Origin of the sequence: Arenimonas soli (assembly GCF_014643775.1) — a bacterium.
Lineage (GTDB): Bacteria > Pseudomonadota > Gammaproteobacteria > Xanthomonadales > Xanthomonadaceae > Arenimonas > Arenimonas soli.
The window spans coordinates 88,611-105,835 of record NZ_BMKC01000002.1; the positions used below are offsets into that span (position 1 = coordinate 88,611).

The 17,225-nt window shown below is 70.8% G+C and carries 14 protein-coding genes; 5 read left to right on the forward strand and 9 right to left on the reverse strand.

Annotation, left to right across the window (positions count from 1 at the left end; translation table 11 throughout):
• Positions 1-12 precede the first annotated feature (12 nt).
• The gene (locus tag IEX13_RS08570; RefSeq protein ID WP_188663232.1) at positions 13-1,371 is read right to left on the reverse strand and encodes an MATE family efflux transporter; all 1,359 of its coding nucleotides are present in this window, start codon (positions 1,369-1,371) and stop codon (positions 13-15) included.
• Positions 1,372-1,439: 68 nt separating this feature from the next.
• On the opposite strand from IEX13_RS08570, the gene IEX13_RS08575 reads away from it, so the two are divergent.
• On the forward strand, positions 1,440-2,747 hold the full coding sequence (locus IEX13_RS08575; protein ID WP_188663233.1) for a DUF3667 domain-containing protein: 1,308 nt from the start codon (positions 1,440-1,442) through the stop codon (positions 2,745-2,747).
• Between the two features lie 16 nt (positions 2,748-2,763).
• On the opposite strand, the gene IEX13_RS08580 is transcribed toward IEX13_RS08575, so the two are convergent.
• Positions 2,764-4,257, reverse strand: coding sequence for a DUF3106 domain-containing protein (locus tag IEX13_RS08580; RefSeq protein ID WP_188663235.1), 1,494 nt, complete (start codon positions 4,255-4,257; stop codon positions 2,764-2,766).
• A gap of 450 nt (positions 4,258-4,707) precedes the next feature.
• Between IEX13_RS08580 and IEX13_RS08585 the strand changes: the two genes are divergently transcribed.
• Positions 4,708-6,894, forward strand: a complete 2,187-nt coding sequence (locus IEX13_RS08585; protein ID WP_188663237.1) for a primosomal protein N' — start codon at positions 4,708-4,710, stop codon at positions 6,892-6,894.
• A gap of 10 nt (positions 6,895-6,904) precedes the next feature.
• On the opposite strand, the gene IEX13_RS08590 is transcribed toward IEX13_RS08585, so the two are convergent.
• Positions 6,905-8,482: a histidine kinase gene (locus IEX13_RS08590; RefSeq protein ID WP_188663238.1), complete on the reverse strand. Its 1,578-nt coding sequence runs from the start codon at positions 8,480-8,482 to the stop codon at positions 6,905-6,907.
• Positions 8,483-8,641: 159 nt separating this feature from the next.
• On the opposite strand from IEX13_RS08590, the gene IEX13_RS08595 reads away from it, so the two are divergent.
• Positions 8,642-9,262, forward strand: coding sequence for a response regulator transcription factor (locus IEX13_RS08595; RefSeq protein ID WP_188663240.1), 621 nt, complete (start codon positions 8,642-8,644; stop codon positions 9,260-9,262).
• Positions 9,263-9,314: 52 nt separating this feature from the next.
• Positions 9,315-10,598, forward strand: coding sequence for an NAD(P)/FAD-dependent oxidoreductase (locus IEX13_RS08600; protein ID WP_188663243.1), 1,284 nt, complete (start codon positions 9,315-9,317; stop codon positions 10,596-10,598).
• A 60-nt stretch (positions 10,599-10,658) separates the two neighbouring features.
• On the opposite strand, the gene rpoH is transcribed toward IEX13_RS08600, so the two are convergent.
• From rpoH to rhlB, 6 genes are all read right to left on the reverse strand, one after another.
• Complete coding sequence (gene rpoH / locus IEX13_RS08605; protein WP_188663245.1) at positions 10,659-11,534, reverse strand: RNA polymerase sigma factor RpoH; 876 nt, start codon at positions 11,532-11,534, stop codon at positions 10,659-10,661.
• A 123-nt stretch (positions 11,535-11,657) separates the two neighbouring features.
• A complete protein-coding gene (ung, locus tag IEX13_RS08610) occupies positions 11,658-12,389 on the reverse strand; it encodes a uracil-DNA glycosylase (protein ID WP_188663247.1) in 732 nt (243 codons plus the stop codon).
• 1 nt (position 12,390) lies between these two features.
• Entirely contained in the window at positions 12,391-13,233 is an 843-nt protein-coding gene (locus IEX13_RS08615) for a response regulator (RefSeq protein WP_188663249.1), read from the reverse strand.
• Position 13,234: 1 nt separating this feature from the next.
• Positions 13,235-14,170 (reverse strand): permease-like cell division protein FtsX, encoded by a 936-nt coding sequence (gene ftsX / locus IEX13_RS08620; protein ID WP_229668516.1) that lies wholly within the window; start codon positions 14,168-14,170, stop codon positions 13,235-13,237.
• Between the two features lie 44 nt (positions 14,171-14,214).
• Complete coding sequence (ftsE, locus tag IEX13_RS08625; RefSeq protein ID WP_188663251.1) at positions 14,215-14,901, reverse strand: cell division ATP-binding protein FtsE; 687 nt, start codon at positions 14,899-14,901, stop codon at positions 14,215-14,217.
• Positions 14,902-14,916: 15 nt separating this feature from the next.
• On the reverse strand, positions 14,917-16,671 hold the full coding sequence (gene rhlB, locus IEX13_RS08630) for an ATP-dependent RNA helicase RhlB (protein ID WP_188663253.1): 1,755 nt from the start codon (positions 16,669-16,671) through the stop codon (positions 14,917-14,919).
• A 172-nt stretch (positions 16,672-16,843) separates the two neighbouring features.
• Between rhlB and trxA the strand changes: the two genes are divergently transcribed.
• Positions 16,844-17,170, forward strand: a complete 327-nt coding sequence (gene trxA / locus IEX13_RS08635) for a thioredoxin TrxA (RefSeq protein WP_188663255.1) — start codon at positions 16,844-16,846, stop codon at positions 17,168-17,170.
• The last annotated feature ends 55 nt before the right edge of the window (positions 17,171-17,225 follow it).

Genomic DNA, 17,225 nt, shown 5'->3' on the forward strand with positions numbered 1-17,225 from the left:
GGCGCATAAGCCTCAGGTCACGTGTACCGACGGCAGGGGCCGGTGCGCCATGCGCCAGAAGCGCCAGCCCAACAGGGTCGCGGCCACGCCCAGGCCCAGGATCAGGCCGGTCCAGAGGCCTGGCGCGCCCTGGCCCTGGGAGATGCCCAGCCAGGCCCCCAGCGGCAGCCCGAATCCCCAGTACGCCAGCACGGTGATGAACATCGGCACCCGGGTGTCCTTGAGGCCGCGCAGGGAGCCGGCCGACAGCGCCTGCAGGCCGTCGGGGTACTGGAAGACCGCGGCATAGGCCATCAGCAGGCTGGCCAGCGCGATGACCGCCGGGTCGGAAGTGAACAGCGCCGCCAGCCAGCTGGCGCCCACCACCAGCAGCAGGGCCGACAGGGTCTGGGCGATCATCGCCAGGCTGAAACCGGCGGCCGCCGACCAGCGCACGCCCGGCAGGTCGCCGGCACCGACCGCGTGCCCCACGCGCACCGTGGTGGCCATCGCCACGCCCAGCGGCACCATGAAACACAGGCTGGCCATCAGGATGGCGATCTGGTGCGCGGCCATCTGGGTGGTGCCCAGGGTGCCCACCAGCAGCGCCGTGGCCACGAACAGGCTGCCCTCCATGAACACCGAAACGCCCATGGGCAGGCCCAGCTTCAGCAGCGCGCGGATCGGCGGCCAGCTGGGTGGGTCGAAGCGCGTGAACAAGCCGAGGTCGGCGAACCGCGGCGCCCGCCACAGGTACACCGCCATGGAGGCCGCCTGGCACCACAACACGATCGCCACCGCATAGCCCAGGCCGGCGGCGCCCAGTCCGGCGCTGAACATCAGGCCCCAGCCCAGCGGCACCAGCAGCGCCAGGCCGACCAGTCCGAACACCATCGACGGCAGCGTCCAGGCCACGCCTTCGCTGAGGTTGCGCAGGCAGAAGAACAGGGCCAGGCCCGGCGCACCCCAGCTGATCGCGCGCAGGAAGGCCACGGCCTCGGGCCGCGTTTCGGCGGTGATGCCCATCGGTTCCAGGGCCACCGCGCCCGCGCGCACCACGAAGATCAGCGCCAGGCCCAAGGCCAGCGCCAGCCACAGCGCCTGCCGGAACACCGGCCCGATGTCGGCGCGGCGGCCGGCGCCGTTGAGCTGCGACACCGTCGGCGGCACCGCCATCAGCACGCCGATGCTGATCAGGATCACCACCGACCACACCGCGCTGCCGACGCCGACGGCCGCAAGCGTCACCGGCCCGTGGCGGCCGGCCAGCACCGTGTCGACGATGTTCATCGCCATCGACGAGAGCTGGCTGAGCACCAGGGGCAGGGCAAGCACGAAGCTGACCCGCATTTCCCGCAGCAAACGGGCAAGGCGGCTTTCGGAAACGCTCATGGGTTCACGGTGGGGTCCGGCCGGGACGGCGGCCCGCTATATTAGCCACAGCCCTGCCGGAGCCAGTGATGAACGTTCAATCCAGCCCGAACCCGCCCACCGCCGCCGAAACCCGGCGCCCCTGCGCCAACTGCGGCGCGGAACTACTCGGCGAGCATTGTTACGCCTGCGGGCAGCCGACCAAGGGGCTGGTGCGGCACTTCAGCTCGATCATCGGCGACTTCATGGATTCGGTGTTCGAGCTCGATTCGCGCATCCTGCGCACGCTCGGCCCACTGCTGTTCAAGCCGGGCTACCTGAGCCTGGAATATTTCGCCGGCCGGCGGGTGCGCTACGTCAGCCCGGTGCGGTTGTTCGTGTTCCTGAGCCTGTTCGCTTTTTTCGCGGCGCAGCTGCGCTTCGATGCGGCCTTCGACGACGGGCAGGCGGCGGCGGGCCAGGTCGTGACGGTCGCCGGTGACCAGGCCGGCGGGACGCCGGCAGGTGGGGGCGCGGATTCGGATGCCGATGCCAGTGCCGACCCCGACGCGACGACCGGGGAGGCCGCGGCGCCCGGCGACGACCGCCAGTTGGCCAGCATGCGCCAGGCCATCACCGTCGCCGAGGTCGAGCGCCTGCGCGACCTGGCCCTGGCGGAAATCAACGAGGCGCGCGCGGAAAAGACCGGCGTGCCCGGCGTCGACTTCGGCCTGGACATCAGCATGGATGTCGCCGAGGAAGCCGTGAAGGGCGAGGCCGCCAACCGCATCCGCGAGATCGAGGGCGCCCTGGCCGCCGGCAAGCCGGTCACCGTTGGCCCGGCGATCGCCATGAACGACGCCATGTCGTTCAACGGCAAACCCTGGCACCCGACCGAAAACCCGCTGGTCATCGACTGGCTGGGCGACACCGGCAATGCCTGGGTCAATACCCAGATCGGACGCGCCGAAGACAACGTCGAACGAATCAAGGAAGACCCGAACCTGCTGAAGAACGCGTTCCTGTCGATGGTGCCGACCACGCTGTTCGTGCTGCTGCCGCTGTTCGCGGTGCTGCTCAAGATCATGTACTTCTTCAAGAAGCGCCTGTACATGGAGCACCTGATCGTCGCGCTGCACAGCCACAGCTTCCTGTGTGGCGGCCTGCTGATCGTGGTGATCCTGGACGCGCTGTCGGAGTGGACATCGGCCTGGGCCTGGCTGTCGCGGCCCCTGGGCTGGCTGGAGATCGCGCTGCTGTGCTGGATGCCGGTCTACCTGCTGCTGATGCAGAAGCGGGTCTATGGCCAGGGCTGGATCATGACGATCCTCAAGTACTGGGTGCTGGGCACCTGCTACCTGGTGCTGATCAGCTTCGGCGCCACCTTCGCGCTGCTGGCCAGCCTGGTGAACATGTAGCCAGGCGGTCCCGCGGCTAGCGGGCCAGGCGGTCGCGCACTAGGGCTTCGCGATCTTCCGCGGGGGCTTCGAGCAGCGCGCGACGCAGGCGCTCGCGCTCGGCCGCGGGCAGGCGCCGGGCCAGCAGCGCCAGGTCCGCCCGCGCCTGCGGCGACAGCGCCCGCAGCATGGCCAGCAGCGGCGGTCGCTGGTCCTGGGGCACGTAGGCGAACAGCGGCTGCACCGGCGAAAACCACTCACCCAGGGCCGGGCCCAGCCACCACGGCTCGCGTGCCTGCGCCGGCAGGGCCTCGAAGGCTTCGCGGGCCGCGGCCTGTTCGGCGGCGGTGCTGGCGACGTAGGCCCGGGCGGTATCGCGCACCCAGGCCTGTTCGTCCGCGGACAGGTTGGCCCAGGCGGCCAGGTGGCCGCGACGCGAGGCGCGGTCGGCAGGCGGCAGGTCGTCCCACTCGGCCAGGCGCTGGCGCAGCGACTCGCGCGAGGGCCCGTCCAGGGCCAGCCAGTGGCTGGCCTGGCCGATCAGCTGGCGGCGGGTGGCCGGATCAAGCCGCGGCCAGGTCGTTGCCAGGGGCGCCAGCAGGCCGCGCTGGCCGGCCGGCAGGGACTGGAAGGCGGGCTGGTCGTGGTCGGCGGGCGCGGGCATCGGTGCCCCGTCGGCGGCGGCGCGGGCATGTGCTTCCGGCGGGGCGCCGTCGCGGGCCGCCAGCCAGCTAAGGAAGGCGAGATCGGCCGCCAGGCCGGCATCTTCGGGCCGGGCCAGCGCCGCATAGGCCGGGTGGATGACCTGGTCGGCATCCGCGGAGGCCGGCACCTCGGGCGGCGGCGACTCGGCGGGCAGGTCCTGGACGGCGCCGGGCAGCAGCGGCGGGGCCGGTTTCCAGAACGTGGCCGCGAAGGCGATCGCAAGCAGGGCCAGCAACGCCCAAACCACGCGCCGCGGCCAGGGTGACGGCGGCGGCGGCGGGGCCGGGACCGGTTCGTCCTCGTCGCGCAGGATCCGGCCGCGTTGCCCGGACAGGGCTTCGACGTGCTGGGCCGGCAGTGTCTTGACCTGGCGGTGCAACCGTTCGCGCAGCTGCCCCAGCGCGGCGTAGCTGACGCCGGCCTCGCCCAGCTGCTGCAAGGCGCGCTGCAGGGCGAAACGATACGTCGGTTCGGCCACGCCCAGCACCTGGGCGGCGTGGGCGAAGTCCAGGCCACCAACCAGGCGCAGCAGCAGCGCGGCCCGCGGCCCGGCACCCAGGTGCGACAGTTCGGGCTCGGGCGCCTGGCCACCGGAGAGCTCCGGTTGCGCCAGCAGCAGCGACCAGAAGCCCGCCGGCCAGCCCGACAGTGGCGTCACGGCCGAAACGGACCGAAAGGCACGCATGGCGCGCCCCACCGATTCCAGGGCCTGGTCGTCGCGTCCCGACTGGACCTGGGCAAAGACGAAGGCGCGACGCTCGATGCCGCGCAGGAAGGCCGCAAGTGCCGGGGAGGGGGCCGGAGAAGGGGTCGGGGAAGTGGGCATCGGGGGGTCGGAAATCACCCCCTATTCTAGCCAGCGGTCGCATCGAAACATCGGTTGACATGTGGGAAATTCGCGCTCAGCCAAGCCCGGCGCGGCTTCCGGCGTGGAACGTTGTGCACAGCGGCAGCCGGCGTCCGTGAATCCACGCCTTCACACCCCGGCGACGCCTGGTTACCGATTCATGGCAGCGCTAACCGACTGATTTGAAAAGAATATGTCAGCGTGGTTAAAAAATCGCCAACCCAGCGTGGGGGCCGTTGGCACGGGGGTGCGCAGCGATGGCCGCGCTCCCTTCCACAGACTTATCCACAAGAAATGTGGATAAGGGTGTTTCGTTTTTCTGAACAGTGGCTTACCCGTGCTTTGTGATGCATTTGGCAGCATTGCGTCGCAAGTCTCGTTTGTTCCATGACCCACAGTCGGGGCACGGTCGCAAGCTAGACTTCGCGGATGCCTTTTCCCCCTGACATCCTGCGCGTCGCCCTGCCGGTGCCGCTGCCGCGGGAGTTCGACTACCTGCCGCCGGCCGGCCAGGCGGCCGGCCCCGACTGGCTGGGCTGCCGGGTGCGGGTGCCCTTCGGGCGCGGCGGTGGCGAGCAGGTGGGCGTGGTGGTGGGCACCGGCCCCGCCAGCGGGGACCCGGCCGCGCTCAAGGCCGCCCACGAACGCCTCGATACCGCGCCGCTGCTCAGGGGCGAGCTCTTCGACAGCCTGCGCTGGGTCGCCGCGTACTACCACGCGCCGCTGGGCGAGGTAATCGCCACGGCCCTGCCCGCCGCCCTGCGCGCCGGCCAGCCCCTGCCCGACACCCGCCGGCACGGCTGGGCCGCCACGCCGGCCGGGCACGAGGCGGCGGCCCGGCCCGGCCGGGAAGGCCGCCCCCGCCGCCTGCTGCAGGAACTGTGCGAGGCCCCGCGCGACGAAGACGACCTAGACCAGCGTTCCCCCGGCTGGCGCACCGCCGCGCGCGCCCTGGCCGACCGGGGCCTGGCCGAACGGGTGGTGATGGAGGGCGTGGTTCCGCCGCGCCCGATCGCGGCGCCCCGGCCCACCCCCGGCCAGGCCGCCGCCATCAGCGCCCTGCGCACCGGCGAAGGTTTTCGCCCGGTCCTGCTTGAGGGCGTGACCGGCAGCGGCAAGACCGAGGTTTACCTGCAGGCCATCAGCGACTGCCTGGCCGCCGGACGCCAGGCCCTGGTGCTGGTACCGGAAATCGGCCTGACGCCGCAGACCTTGTCGCGGTTCCGGGCGCGCCTGGGCGTGCCGGTGCTGGCTTTCCACTCCGGCCTGGGCGATGGCGAGCGCGCGCGCGCCTGGGCCGACATGGCCAGCGGCCGGGCACGGGTGCTGGTCGGTACCCGTTCGGCGGTTTTCTGTCCCCTGCCCGAGGCCGGCCTGCTGGTCGTGGACGAAGAACACGACGGCTCCTACAAGCAGCAGGACGGGGTGCGCTACCACGCCCGCGACCTGGCCCTGGTGCGCGCCAGCAGGCTGGGCGTGCCGGTGCTGCTGGGCAGCGCCACGCCGTCGCTGGAATCGCTGCACAACGCCCTCTCCGGCCGCTACCGGCACCTGCGCCTGGGCGAACGTGCCGGCGGCGCACGGCCACCGGCGGTGCGTGTCCTCGACGTGCGCAAGCGGCCGTTGCGCGACGGCCTGTCCGACGCCCTGCTCGACGCCGTGGGTGCCTGCCTGGCGCGCGGCGAACAGGCGCTGGTGTTCAAGAACCGACGCGGCTACGCGCCGGTGCTCCTCTGCCACGACTGCGGCTGGAGCGCACACTGCGCCCGCTGCGACGCCGCCATGACCGTGCACGCCGGCGGCCGTCGGCTCGTCTGCCACCACTGCGGCGCCCGCGCGACGCCGCCCAATGCCTGCCCCGACTGCGCCAGCCTGGCGCTGCAGCCGCAGGGTGCCGGCACCGAACGCCTGGAACAGGCCCTGGCCGCCCGTTTCCCCGAGGCCTGCCTGGTGCGCGTGGACCGGGAAACCACCCGCCGCCGCGATGCCCTGGAAAAGCACCTGGCCCGCCTTGGCGACGGGCCGGGCATCCTGGTCGGCACCCAGATCCTGGCCAAGGGCCACGACCTGCCGCGGCTCACGCTGGTGGCGGTGGTGGGCGTGGACGAGGGCCTGTTCAGCGCCGATTTCCGCGCCGGTGAAAAACTCGCCCAGTTGCTGATCCAGGTGGCCGGTCGCGCCGGCCGCGCCCGGTTGCCCGGGGAAGTGGTGCTGCAAACCCACCATCCCGACCACCCGCTGCTGGGGACCTTGCTCAACGGCGGCTATCCCGCGGTCGCCGCGCTGCAGCTGGCCGAACGCGAGGCCGCCGCTTTCCCGCCCTACGCCCACCTGGCCCTGCTGCGCGCCGAAGCCACCACCGAGGCCGACGTGCAGGGATTCCTGCACGAAGCCCACGCGGCGTTCGAAGCGCGCGAGGGTGTGCATGCGAACGGGCCGATGCCGGCACCCATGGCGCGCCGCGCCGGCAAGGCCCGCGGCCAGCTGCTGGTGGACGCCAGCCAGCGCAACGCCCTGCACGCCGCGCTGCGCGACTGGCTGCCGGCCCTGCGGGCACTCAAGTCCGCGCGGCGCGTGCGCTGGTCGCTTGACGTCGACCCGACCGACCTCTACTGACGGGTACCGCTCATCTTCCCGTGCCCGGGGCGCCGTCTTCCTGGCGCACCATCAGGTGCAGGCGCAGGCCCGGCGAAAGCTGGTGCAGGTACAACGCGCCGTTGAGCGCCAGCACGCGGTCGCGCATGCCGGTGATGCCGTTGCCCGGCAGCAGGCGGTCGAGCCGGCCCAACCCGTCGTCACGGATGTCCAGGAACACCCACAGCGCCCGGCGCCGCCGGCTGATGCGCAGCGTCAGCTGGCAGCGGCGCGCGTCGGCATGGCGCACGATATTGGTCACCGCCTCCTGCGCCATGCGGTAGATGGCCGTGGCATGGGTGCCGTCGAGCTGGCCCAACAGGCGGGCGTCACCCTCCAGGCGAACATCCATCTGCAGCCCCGCGTCCTGGGCCAGGCGACGGACGCTGCCGCGGTCGACGGCGCTGAACAGGCCCAGCTGCTCCAGGCCCGCCGGCCGCAGGTCGGCCAGCACCCGGCCGATGTTGCGCTGCATGGCGCGGGTGATTTCAAGCAGCAGGTCGGCCATGCCGGGCCGGCCGGCGCTGGCCAGGTGCGGTGCGGCCAGCTTGAGGTGGGTTTGCAGTGCGGCCAGGTTCTGGCCGAACTCGTCGTGCAGTTCCCGGGCCAGTCGCTGGCGCTCGCTTTCCTCGAGCTGCAGGTTGCGCAGCGCGGCGTCCTGCAGTTCATCGAGCAGGCGGTGTTCCTGCCGGCGCGCACGCACCAGGTCGGCGGCCTGGCGCCGGAAATCGTCGACCGAGGCGCCGAACAGCAGGGTCAGCGCGCCGACCACGCCCACGTAGGCCTGGGTCACGATCGGACTCATGCGCGGATTGCCCAGCGCTTCTTCCAGCGCCACCGCGGCGCTGATCAGCACCATCGCCGCCACCGCGCCGCGCCAGCCCTGCCAGAGCGTGAAAACCACCACCGCGGCGACCAGCAGAAGGCGGAACAGTTCGGCGAATTCGGACCCGGGAAACGCCAGGCCCAGCCACAGGTAAAGCCCGGCCACCGGCCCCATGACGGCGACCGAACGCAGCAACACCGCCACCGTCGGCGGCGAGTGCAGCGGCGAAGGCGCCATGAGCCAGACCGCAAAGGGCGCCACCAGCAGGATGCCGATGAAGTCGCAAAGCAGGTGGCGCAGCAGCAGGTTGCCCAGTAGCGAGGCGCGGCTGGCGTCGCCGAACGGCGCCGCGCCGGCCATTTCCCGCAGGTCCGGTTGCCACGATTCCGGGCCGCCCACGGCCACCAGCACTTCGACCAGGGCCGTGCCCATGGCGGCGGCCAGCGCCACCACATGCAGGCGGCCTATGCGCCGCAGGCTGACGCCGACGCCCGGGCGCACGTCCCAGGCCTGCAGCAGGAACACGCCCGACATCACCAGCAAGGGCTCGGCCACCGAAGTCAGCGGACCGGAATGCGGATGCGAAACCATCGCCGCGCCCAGCGCCCAGGGCCACCAGCGCCGTGGAAAACACCAAAGTGTGATGAACAGCAGACCGGTGCCGAGTTCCCAGTGGTAAAAATCCAGCGCCGCGATCCCATGCAGCAACGCCGCCAGCAACAGGGCCCCCAGCACACCGGCCATCAAGTAACGCGGGCGCGTCGAGGCCCAGGCCTGCGCCTTTTCAACCGCATCCAGCGTCGGGCTCCGGTTCCGCATTCGTCGCTAGCTTAACGGCGCGGAATCGGCGCCGCTGGGAAATTTTCTCGCCGTTGCACGCGACGGCTTTGCCAGACTGTACGAATGCCACGCATCCTGCTCATCGACGACCACGCCATGGTGCGCGAGGGCTTCCGCCGCCTGCTCGAGGAAGCGGACGGTTTCGAAGTGGTGGCCGAAGCCGGCACGCCAAGCGATGCGCTGGCCGCGGTTCGCGAACACCAACCCGACCTGGCCCTGGTCGACCTCAGCCTCGGCTGCGAGACCAGCGGGCTGGTGCTGTTGCTGCAGCTGCATGAGTCCTACCCGCAGACACGCTGCGTGGTGCTGAGCATGCACGACGACCCCGGGCTGGTGGTGCGCGCGCTCGAACGCGGCGCCGCCGGCTATTTCAGCAAGGCGGTCGCGGCCGAGGAGCTGATCGAAGGACTGCGCCGCGTGATGAACGGCGACCGCGTGCTCAGCACCGACCTGGCGCCACCCAGGGCCGACGGCGAAGCCTCGGCACTGACGCAGCGCGAACGCGAAACCCTGCGTGGACTGCTGTCCGGCCTGCCGCCCAAGGTGGTCGCGGCCGCGCTGGGCATCAGCGACAAGACGCTCTACCGCCACCGCGCCAACCTGATGGAAAAGCTCGGCGCCCGGCATCCGGGCGAACTGGCGCGCATCGCCCGCGAGCGCGGGCTGCTGGTGGATACCGACTGACGCCTGGCCCGGGGCGCTCGACGCCAGCGGGCATTCGCGGTCACCATAGGCCATGGATCCCAGGGCCGACTCGCCGGACGACGCCGGAACACTTCCGCACGTGCTCGTGCTTGGCGGCGGCTTTGGCGGCCTGTGGGCCACGCGTGCGCTGGCTGCGGCGCCGGTGCGCATCACCCTGGTGGACCGGACCAACCACCATCTTTTCCAGCCCCTTCTCTACCAGGTGGCCACCGCCGGCCTGTCGGCACCGGACGTCGCGGCGCCGCTGCGGCACATCCTGCGCAAGCAGGCCAACGCCACCGTCCGCCTGGACGAGGTCCGCGCGATCGACCCCCACGCCCGCCGGGTCGCCTTGGCCCAGGGCCAGCTGCACTACGACTACCTGGTGGTCGCCACCGGCTCCACCCACGCGTATTTCGGCCACGATGAATGGGCCGGGTTCGCCCCGGGCCTGAAGACCCTAGACGACGCGCTGGCGATCCGCACCCGCGTGCTGTCGGCTTTCGAGGCCGCCGAGCGCGAGGACGATCCCTTGCAGCGCGCGGCCTGGCTCAACTTCGTGGTCATCGGCGGTGGCCCGACCGGCGTCGAGCTGGCCGGCACCCTGGCCGAGATCGCCCGCCACACGCTGCCGCGCGAATTCCGCCGCGCCGAAGTCCGCGACGCCCGCATCCACCTGGTCGAAGCCGGGCCGCGGGTGCTGGCGGCCATGCCGGAGGACCTGTCGGAAAAAACCCGCCAGCAGCTGCAGCGCCTGGGCGTGCAGGTGCACACGGGGGACGCCGTGACGGCCATCGACGCCGAAGGCATCACGCTCGCGGGACGTCGCCTGGCCAGCCGCACCGTGCTGTGGGCCGCCGGCGTGGCGGCGTCGCCGCTGGGCAGCCAGCTTGGCGCACCGACGGATCGCGCCGGGCGTGTGCTGGTTGCACCGGACCTGTCCTTGCCCGGTCATCCTGAGGTCCTGGTGATCGGGGACCTGGCCAGCGTGACGCAGGACGGCAAACCCGTGCCCGGCGTCGCCCCGGCGGCCAAACAGATGGGCGCCCATGCCGCCGCCGTCATCCGCGACCGCTTGCGCGGGGTTGCCGGCGAACCCTTCCGCTACCGCGACTACGGCAACCTGGCCACCATCGGCCGCATGGCCGCCGTGGTGCATTTCGGGCGCCTGAAACTGTCGGGCCTGCTGGCCTGGTGGTTCTGGCTGGTGGCGCACCTGTTCTTCCTGATCGGTTTCCGCAACCGGATCATCGTGCTGACCAACTGGGCCTGGTCGTACTGGACCTACCAGCGCCACGCCCGGATCATCGTCGGCCGGCCGCCGCCGGACGAATGAGGCCGGAAACGACGACGGCCCCTCGCGGGGCCGTCGGTGGTGCTGCCTGTGGCGGACCGGTCAGGCCGCGAACAGCGCCCGCATCTTCTTGAGCGCGTTGGCCTCGACCTGGCGGATGCGTTCGGCGGAAACGCCGTATTCGTCGGCCAGTTCCTGCAGCGTGGCCTTGGGCTCGCCCAGGAAACGACGCTTGAGGATGTCGCGCGAACGCTGGTCCAGGCCGGACAGGCCTTCGCGCAGCAGTTCGAGCTGGTCGTCTTCGTGCGACTCGCGTTCGTAGGCCATCGCCGGGTCTTCGCCGCTGTCGCGCAGGTAGGCCACGGGCGACGGCGGGCCGTCGTCGTCGCCGTTGTCGGGCGCGTCGAAGCCGATGTCGCGGCCGGACAGGCGCGATTCCATTTCCAGCACTTCGCGCTTGGACACGTTGAGGTCCTTGGCCACCGCGGTGACCTCGGCGTCGTTCATCCAGCCCAGGCGCTTCTTGGACTTGCGCAGGTTGAAGAACAGCTTGCGCTGCGCCTTGGTCGTGGCGACCTTGACGATGCGCCAGTTGCGCAGGATGAATTCGTGCATCTCGGCGCGCACCCAGTGCACGGCGAAGGACACCAGGCGCACGCCCTGGTCGGGGTCGAAACGCTTGACCGCCTTCATCAGGCCGATGTTGCCTTCCTGGATCAGGTCGCCCATGCCCAGGCCATAACCCTGGTAACCGCGGGCCACGTGCACCACGAAACGCAGGTGCGACATCACCAGCGCCTTGGCGGCGTCGAGGTCTTCGTCATCGCGATAGCTGCGGGCCAGGGCCTGTTCGTCTTCGACGCTCAGCACCGGCACGCGGTTGACCGCGGCGATGTAGGCGTCGAGCGAACCCAGCGCGCTGGGAATCGGCAGGTTGTTTGCGATAAGGGCCGTGGTGGTCATGCGATCCTCTTTCATGGGTCGGAGTTTAGCACTCGGGCAATAAGAGTGCTAAAGAGGCACAAAGTTCCCTGTCCGTTCCATGAATGGAACGACCTCTCCCCTGGCCGTTCCGCTGATCTGGGGTCGCCCGGGCCGGGTTCAAGGGCTGGCCGGGACCTCCTGCGCCAGCAGGGCCTCCACCGCCGCCCGCGGCGGCAGCGACCAGTCCACCGGCGCCTTGCCACCGACCTGCAGCCAGCGATTGGCCTTGCTGAAGTGGCCGCAGCCCAGGAATCCCCGGTGCGCCGACAGCGGCGAGGGGTGCGGGGCCCGCAGCACGCAGTGCCGGCCCTGCAGCAGCTTGCCCTTGGCCTGGGCGTAGGCACCCCAGAGCATGAACACCAGGCCTTCCTTTTCCCGGTCCAGGGCCTGGACGATGGCGTCGGTGAAACCTTCCCAGCCCTTGCCCTGGTGCGAGCCGGCCCGGCCTTCCTCGACGGTGAGCACGGCGTTGAGCAGCAGCACGCCCTGGCGGGCCCAGGGCAGCAGGCAGCCGTGGCCCGGCGGCGCATGGCCCTGGTCGGCCTGGATTTCCTTGTAGATGTTGGCCAGCGAAGGCGGCACCGGCACGCCCGGCAGCACCGAAAAACACAGGCCGTGGGCCTGGCCGGCGCCGTGGTAGGGGTCCTGGCCCAGGATGACCACCTTGACCTGGTCGAAGGGCGTGGCGTCGAGGGCGGAAAAGATGCGCGGGCCGGGCGGGAAGATGTGCTTTCCGGCCGCCTTCTCCCGGCGCAGGAAGGCGGACAGTTCCTGCATGTCGGGGCGCTGCAGGTAATCGCCGACCCGGGCCTTCCAGCCCGGCTCCAGGCGGACGCGGTCCTCGCCCACCCTACTTGCCGAGCTTGGCCCGCAGCAGGCGGCCGACGCGCAGCTGGAACAGCAGCTTGGTCACCAGCAGGCGTTCCTCGATGGGCTTTTGCACCAGGTCGTTGGCGCCGGCGCGCAGCAGGTCGCTCTGGTTGGCCGGGTTGGCGTCGCCGGTCATCACCAGCACCGGCAGCAGGCCCTTCACGTAGCCGAATTCCTCGCGGATGGACTTGAGCAGGTCCTTGCCGGTCAGTTCGCCCTTGAGGTAGACGTCGGTCAGCACCACGTCCGGGCCGGGCACCTTGCCCTGGGCGCGGGCGGTTTCCAGGTGGGCGATGGCGTCTTCGACACCGGTGGCGTGGGTGACGGTGAGCCCGTGTTTTTCCAGCATGCGCCGGGTCGCCATGGCGACCACGCGGCTGTCCTCGACGTACAGCACTTCGCCGCCGGCCTCGGATTCGGGCGCCACGTAGCCCTTGATGAAGGCCGCCAGGGCGTTGAAGCCCAGCGACTTGTCGAAATAGTCGGTGACGTCGTCGCTGATCGAGCGGCTTTCCAGGCGTTCCTGGACGTCGCCGGACACCACGATGATCGGGATGTAGGCCTGGGGCGTGTGCTCGCGCAGGTAACGGGCGAGATCGAGCCCGTCCATGTCGGGCAGGCGCAGGGCCATGGTGACCAGGTTCACCGCTCCGGCCTGCAGGGCGGCCTTGGCTTCCTCGCCGGTTTCGCAGCCGACGAACTCCATGTCGGGCAGCTGCTGGCGCAGGACGCCTTCGATCATCTTGCGCACGACCTTGGAGCCGTCCACGACCATGATGCGCGGGCTGGTGGTGTCGAAGCTTTTGAAACTCGGGTTGCTCATGTCACACGTCCGTAGGACGGGTCCGACGTAGATGATGCCCGGTTGCGAGCCACGCGCCCAGCCACCCCATCGCCGCGGCGCCCAGGAGCAGGGCCGCGGTGCCCCGCCAGCCCGGCCCGGAAAGGGCGAACTGGCTGCCGTAACTGGCCACCAGGGCGGTCAGGCGGCCCTGCAGCAGGAAGCCGGCCACGGCCAGCAGCACCAGCGCCAGCCCGCCGGCAGCCAGGCCATACCAGGCGCCCAGGTACAGGAACGGTCGGCGCACAAAGCCGTCGGTGGCGCCCAGGTGCTGCAGCACGGCGATTTCCTCGCTGCGCGCGCCGATGTCCAGCCGCACGGTATTGCCCACCACCAGCAGCACGCCCAGGCCCAGCAGCACGGCCACCACCTGCACCACCCGTTCGCCGAAGGCCAGCCAGGCCGTGAGGCGCTGGCGCCACAGCGCGTCGTGCTGCACCACTTCGGCCTCGGGCAGGGCGCGCAGGGCATCGGCCAGGGCGCTGCCGTCGTCGTCGCCGGCGGGCGAAACCACCAGCACGTAGGGCAGCGGATTGCCTTCGAGCACCTCCAGGGCGCCGGCGAGGTCGCTCATTTCGCGGAATTCGGCCAGGCCGTCATCGGGCGTGCGCACCGCCACCGCGGTGACGTCGGGGCGGGCGCGCAGTTCTTCCGACAGCGCCGAGACCCGTTCACCTTCGACATCGGCGGCCAGGAACACGCCGATGTCGCGTGATTCACTGACGGTGCCGGAAAAGCGCTCGAGGTTGCCCAGCGCCAGGGCCAGGCCCAGCGGCAGGGCGATGGCGACGGCCATCACGCCGACGGTGAGGCTGGTGGCCACCGGCCGCTGCAGCAGGCGACCGAGGCTGGAGAACAGGGAATACAGGTGCTGTTCGCGCCAGGCGCGCAGGCGGGCGCCGAGGCCGCCGGACTTCACCCGTTCGGCGGCGGCGGGCCGGGGGCGGTTTTCGGCCTTGGTGTTCACGCCGCCAGGTCCTCGGGCGAGATGTCGTCCACCAGCTTGCCGTGGTCGAGCACCAGCACGCGCTGGCGCATGCGCTTGACCAGGGCGAGGTCGTGGCTGGCGATGATGACCGTGGTGCCCGAGGCCGGCAGCGCGGCGAAGAGCTGCATGATCTCGGCCGCCAGCTGCGGGTCGAGGTTGCCGGTGGGTTCGTCGGCGACCAGCAGCTGGGGCTGGGCGACCAGGGCGCGGGCGATGCCCACGCGCTGCTGTTCACCGGTGGAAAGCTGCAGCGGCAGCGCCCGTTCGCGATCCCCCAGGCCGACCTTGTCGAGCACCGTGCGCACGCGCTTGCCGACTTCCGAGCGCGGCGTGCCGGCGATGAGCAGCGGCAGGGCGACGTTGTCGAAGACGCTGCGGTCTGTCAGCAGGCGATGGTCCTGGAAGACCACGCCGACCTGGCGCCGGTGCAGCGGCACCTTGCGGCCGCGCACCTTGGCCAGGTTGCGTTCGTTCACCAGCACGGTGCCCCGGCTGGGGCGCTCGGACAGGTGCACCAGGCGCAGCAGCGTGGACTTGCCGGCGCCCGAGTGGCCGGTGACGAAGAGCATTTCGCCCTCCTCCACCGCGAAGCTGACGTCGCTCAGCGCCGGCGAGCTGCCGGCGTAGGTTTTCGAGACGTTGTCGAAACGCAGCAGGGCCATGCGGGCGCGGGGCGGTCAGTGCTTGCCGGGCGGGTTGCGCTTGACCAGGGAGCTCAGGCCGGCCTTGATGCGGCCCAGCAGCGAGGGCTTGGCGTCGGTGGCGGGCTTGGCCGGCTTGGCCGCGGGCTTGGCGTCGGGCTTCCTGCGGGAAGCTTCCTTGCGCGGCGCGTCGCCGCGCGGCGCGCCGGCGCCGGCCTCGGCGCCTTCTTCACCCACCGGACGACCGCGACGACGGCGACGGCGCTTACGGGCCGGCGCATTCGGGTCTTCGAGCATCGGCGAGGACGGCGCCGGACGGCGGGCCGGGCGTTCGACGCCGGCTTCGGCTGGCGCGTCCTGGGGGGCCGCGTGCGCGCCTTGAGCGCCTTCGGCCGCGGCCGGACGGCGTTCGCGGCGCGGGCCGGCGCCGGCACCACGGCCGCCGCCACTTCCGGAACGACCACCTTCGCGGCCACCCGAGCGGCTGCCCGAACGGCTGCCGCCCCGGCGTTCGTCTTCGGCGGCCTTGGCTTCGCGGACTTCGCGGTAGATGGCGCTGACGCTTTCGGTTTCGCCGGCGTCGTCGCCTTCGACCGGACGCGGCGTGCGCGGCATCGGCACCAGCAGTTCGGCCGTTACCTGCTCGACCGGCAGCTTTTGTTCGATGTAGGCCTCGATATCGGGCAGCGACATCGCGTAGCGCTCGCAGGCGAAGCTGATCGCGTCGCCTTCGGCGCCCAGGCGGGCGGTGCGGCCGATGCGGTGCACGTAGTCTTCGGCGTCGAAGGGCAGGTCGTAGTTGTAGACGTGCGACACGCCGTCGATGTGCAGGCCGCGGGCGGCCACGTCGGTGGCCACCAGCAGGTCCAGCTGGCCCTTCTGGAAGCGGCCAAGGAGGGTTTCGCGCTTCTTCTGCGGCACGTCGCCCGACAGCACGCCGACCCGGAAGCCGGCACGTTCAAGCGCCTTGGCCACGCGTTCGACCCAGACCTTGGTGTTCACGAACACCATGGTGCGCTGGCCTTCGCTGCGGGTGAGCAGGCCGATCAGCAGCGGGATCTTTTCTTCGTCGGACGGCAGGTAGACGCGCTGGCGGACCCGGGCGGCGGTGATCGTCTCGGTTTCGACGACCAGCTTCTCGGGCTCGTTCATGTGTTCGTAGGCCAGTTCCAGCACGCGGTGGCTGAGCGTGGCGCTGAACAGCAGGGTCTGGCGCTCGGTGCGGATCGGCATGCGCCGCAGCAAGAAGCGGATGTCCTTGATGAAGCCCAGGTCGAACATGCGGTCGGCTTCGTCGAGCACGCAGACCTCGCAGGCGTGCAGGGACACGACCTTGTGCTGCTTGACGTAGTCGATCAGGCGGCCGGGGGTGGCGATGATGACGTCCACGCCCTGCTGCAGGAGTTCGCGCTGCTTGTCGTAATCGACGCCGCCGTAGACCAGGGCGAAACGCAGGCCCAGGTCGGAGCCGAACTTCACGGCGTCCTTGTGGATCTGGATGGCCAGTTCGCGGGTGGGGGCGAGGATGAGCGCGCGCGGGTCTTCGGGCTTGCGGTCGGCCAGGGCCGGACGGGTCAGCAGCCGATTCATCAGCGCGACCAGGAAGGCCAGGGTCTTGCCGGTGCCGGTCTGGGCCTGGCCGGCGACGTCGCCGCCCGGCAGGGCGATCGGCAGGGTCAGGGCCTGGATGGGGGTGCAGCGGGTGAAGCCTGCGGATTCGAGGCCGGCCTGGAGGTCCGGATGCAGCTCGAAACTGGAAAAAGCGATATCGGTCAGTGGTTTGTCGGACATGTAGGTCTCTGGTTGCGCGTCTCTGCGCTTGCGCGGCCTGGCCGGGGGGTCGCAAACTGCCCTGAACCCGGGGCCGCCGATGGCGGTTGATTTACCGTTCGAAGCGCCCCAGTTTAACCCAACGGCAGGCCCGACCGGGCCGCCACCTTCAAGTAAATCAGGAGTTTGACGCATGAGCGACCAGGTGCTTCATGTGGGTGACGCCGACTTCGAGGCCCAGGTGCTCCAGTCCGATACCCCGGTGCTGGTGGATTTCTGGGCCGAGTGGTGCGGCCCCTGCAAGATGATCGGCCCGATGGTGGACGAGTTGGCCGACACGTATGCCGGCAAGGTCAAGGTGGTGAAACTCAACATCGACCACAACCCGCAGGTCCCGCGCCAGTACGCGGTGCGTGGCATCCCGACCCTGATGCTGTTCAAGGACGGCAAGGTGCACGCCACCCAGGTCGGCGCGGTGGGCAAGGCCCAGCTCGCGCAGTTCGTAGACAAGGCGCTTTGACGCGCCCCGCCCCGGTCCCCCGGGGCCCCGCGGGGGACCGGCGCTTGTCGCGCCG

What these genes read in the sequence shown, in the direction of transcription:
- IEX13_RS08570 (WP_188663232.1), bottom strand. Translation starts at nt 1,371, where the DNA reads ATGAGCGTTTCCGAAAGCCGCCTTGCCCGTTTGCTGCGGGAAATGCGG.
- IEX13_RS08575 (WP_188663233.1), top strand. Translation starts at nt 1,440, where the DNA reads ATGAACGTTCAATCCAGCCCGAACCCGCCCACCGCCGCCGAAACCCGG.
- IEX13_RS08580 (WP_188663235.1), bottom strand. Translation starts at nt 4,257, where the DNA reads ATGCCCACTTCCCCGACCCCTTCTCCGGCCCCCTCCCCGGCACTTGCG.
- IEX13_RS08585 (WP_188663237.1), top strand. Translation starts at nt 4,708, where the DNA reads ATGCCTTTTCCCCCTGACATCCTGCGCGTCGCCCTGCCGGTGCCGCTG.
- IEX13_RS08590 (WP_188663238.1), bottom strand. Translation starts at nt 8,482, where the DNA reads ATGGCCGGTGTGCTGGGGGCCCTGTTGCTGGCGGCGTTGCTGCATGGG.
- IEX13_RS08595 (WP_188663240.1), top strand. Translation starts at nt 8,642, where the DNA reads ATGCCACGCATCCTGCTCATCGACGACCACGCCATGGTGCGCGAGGGC.
- IEX13_RS08600 (WP_188663243.1), top strand. Translation starts at nt 9,315, where the DNA reads ATGGATCCCAGGGCCGACTCGCCGGACGACGCCGGAACACTTCCGCAC.
- rpoH (WP_188663245.1), bottom strand. Translation starts at nt 11,534, where the DNA reads ATGAAAGAGGATCGCATGACCACCACGGCCCTTATCGCAAACAACCTG.
- IEX13_RS08615 (WP_188663249.1), bottom strand. Translation starts at nt 13,233, where the DNA reads ATGAGCAACCCGAGTTTCAAAAGCTTCGACACCACCAGCCCGCGCATC.
- ftsE (WP_188663251.1), bottom strand. Translation starts at nt 14,901, where the DNA reads ATGGCCCTGCTGCGTTTCGACAACGTCTCGAAAACCTACGCCGGCAGC.
- rhlB (WP_188663253.1), bottom strand. Translation starts at nt 16,671, where the DNA reads ATGTCCGACAAACCACTGACCGATATCGCTTTTTCCAGTTTCGAGCTG.
- trxA (WP_188663255.1), top strand. Translation starts at nt 16,844, where the DNA reads ATGAGCGACCAGGTGCTTCATGTGGGTGACGCCGACTTCGAGGCCCAG.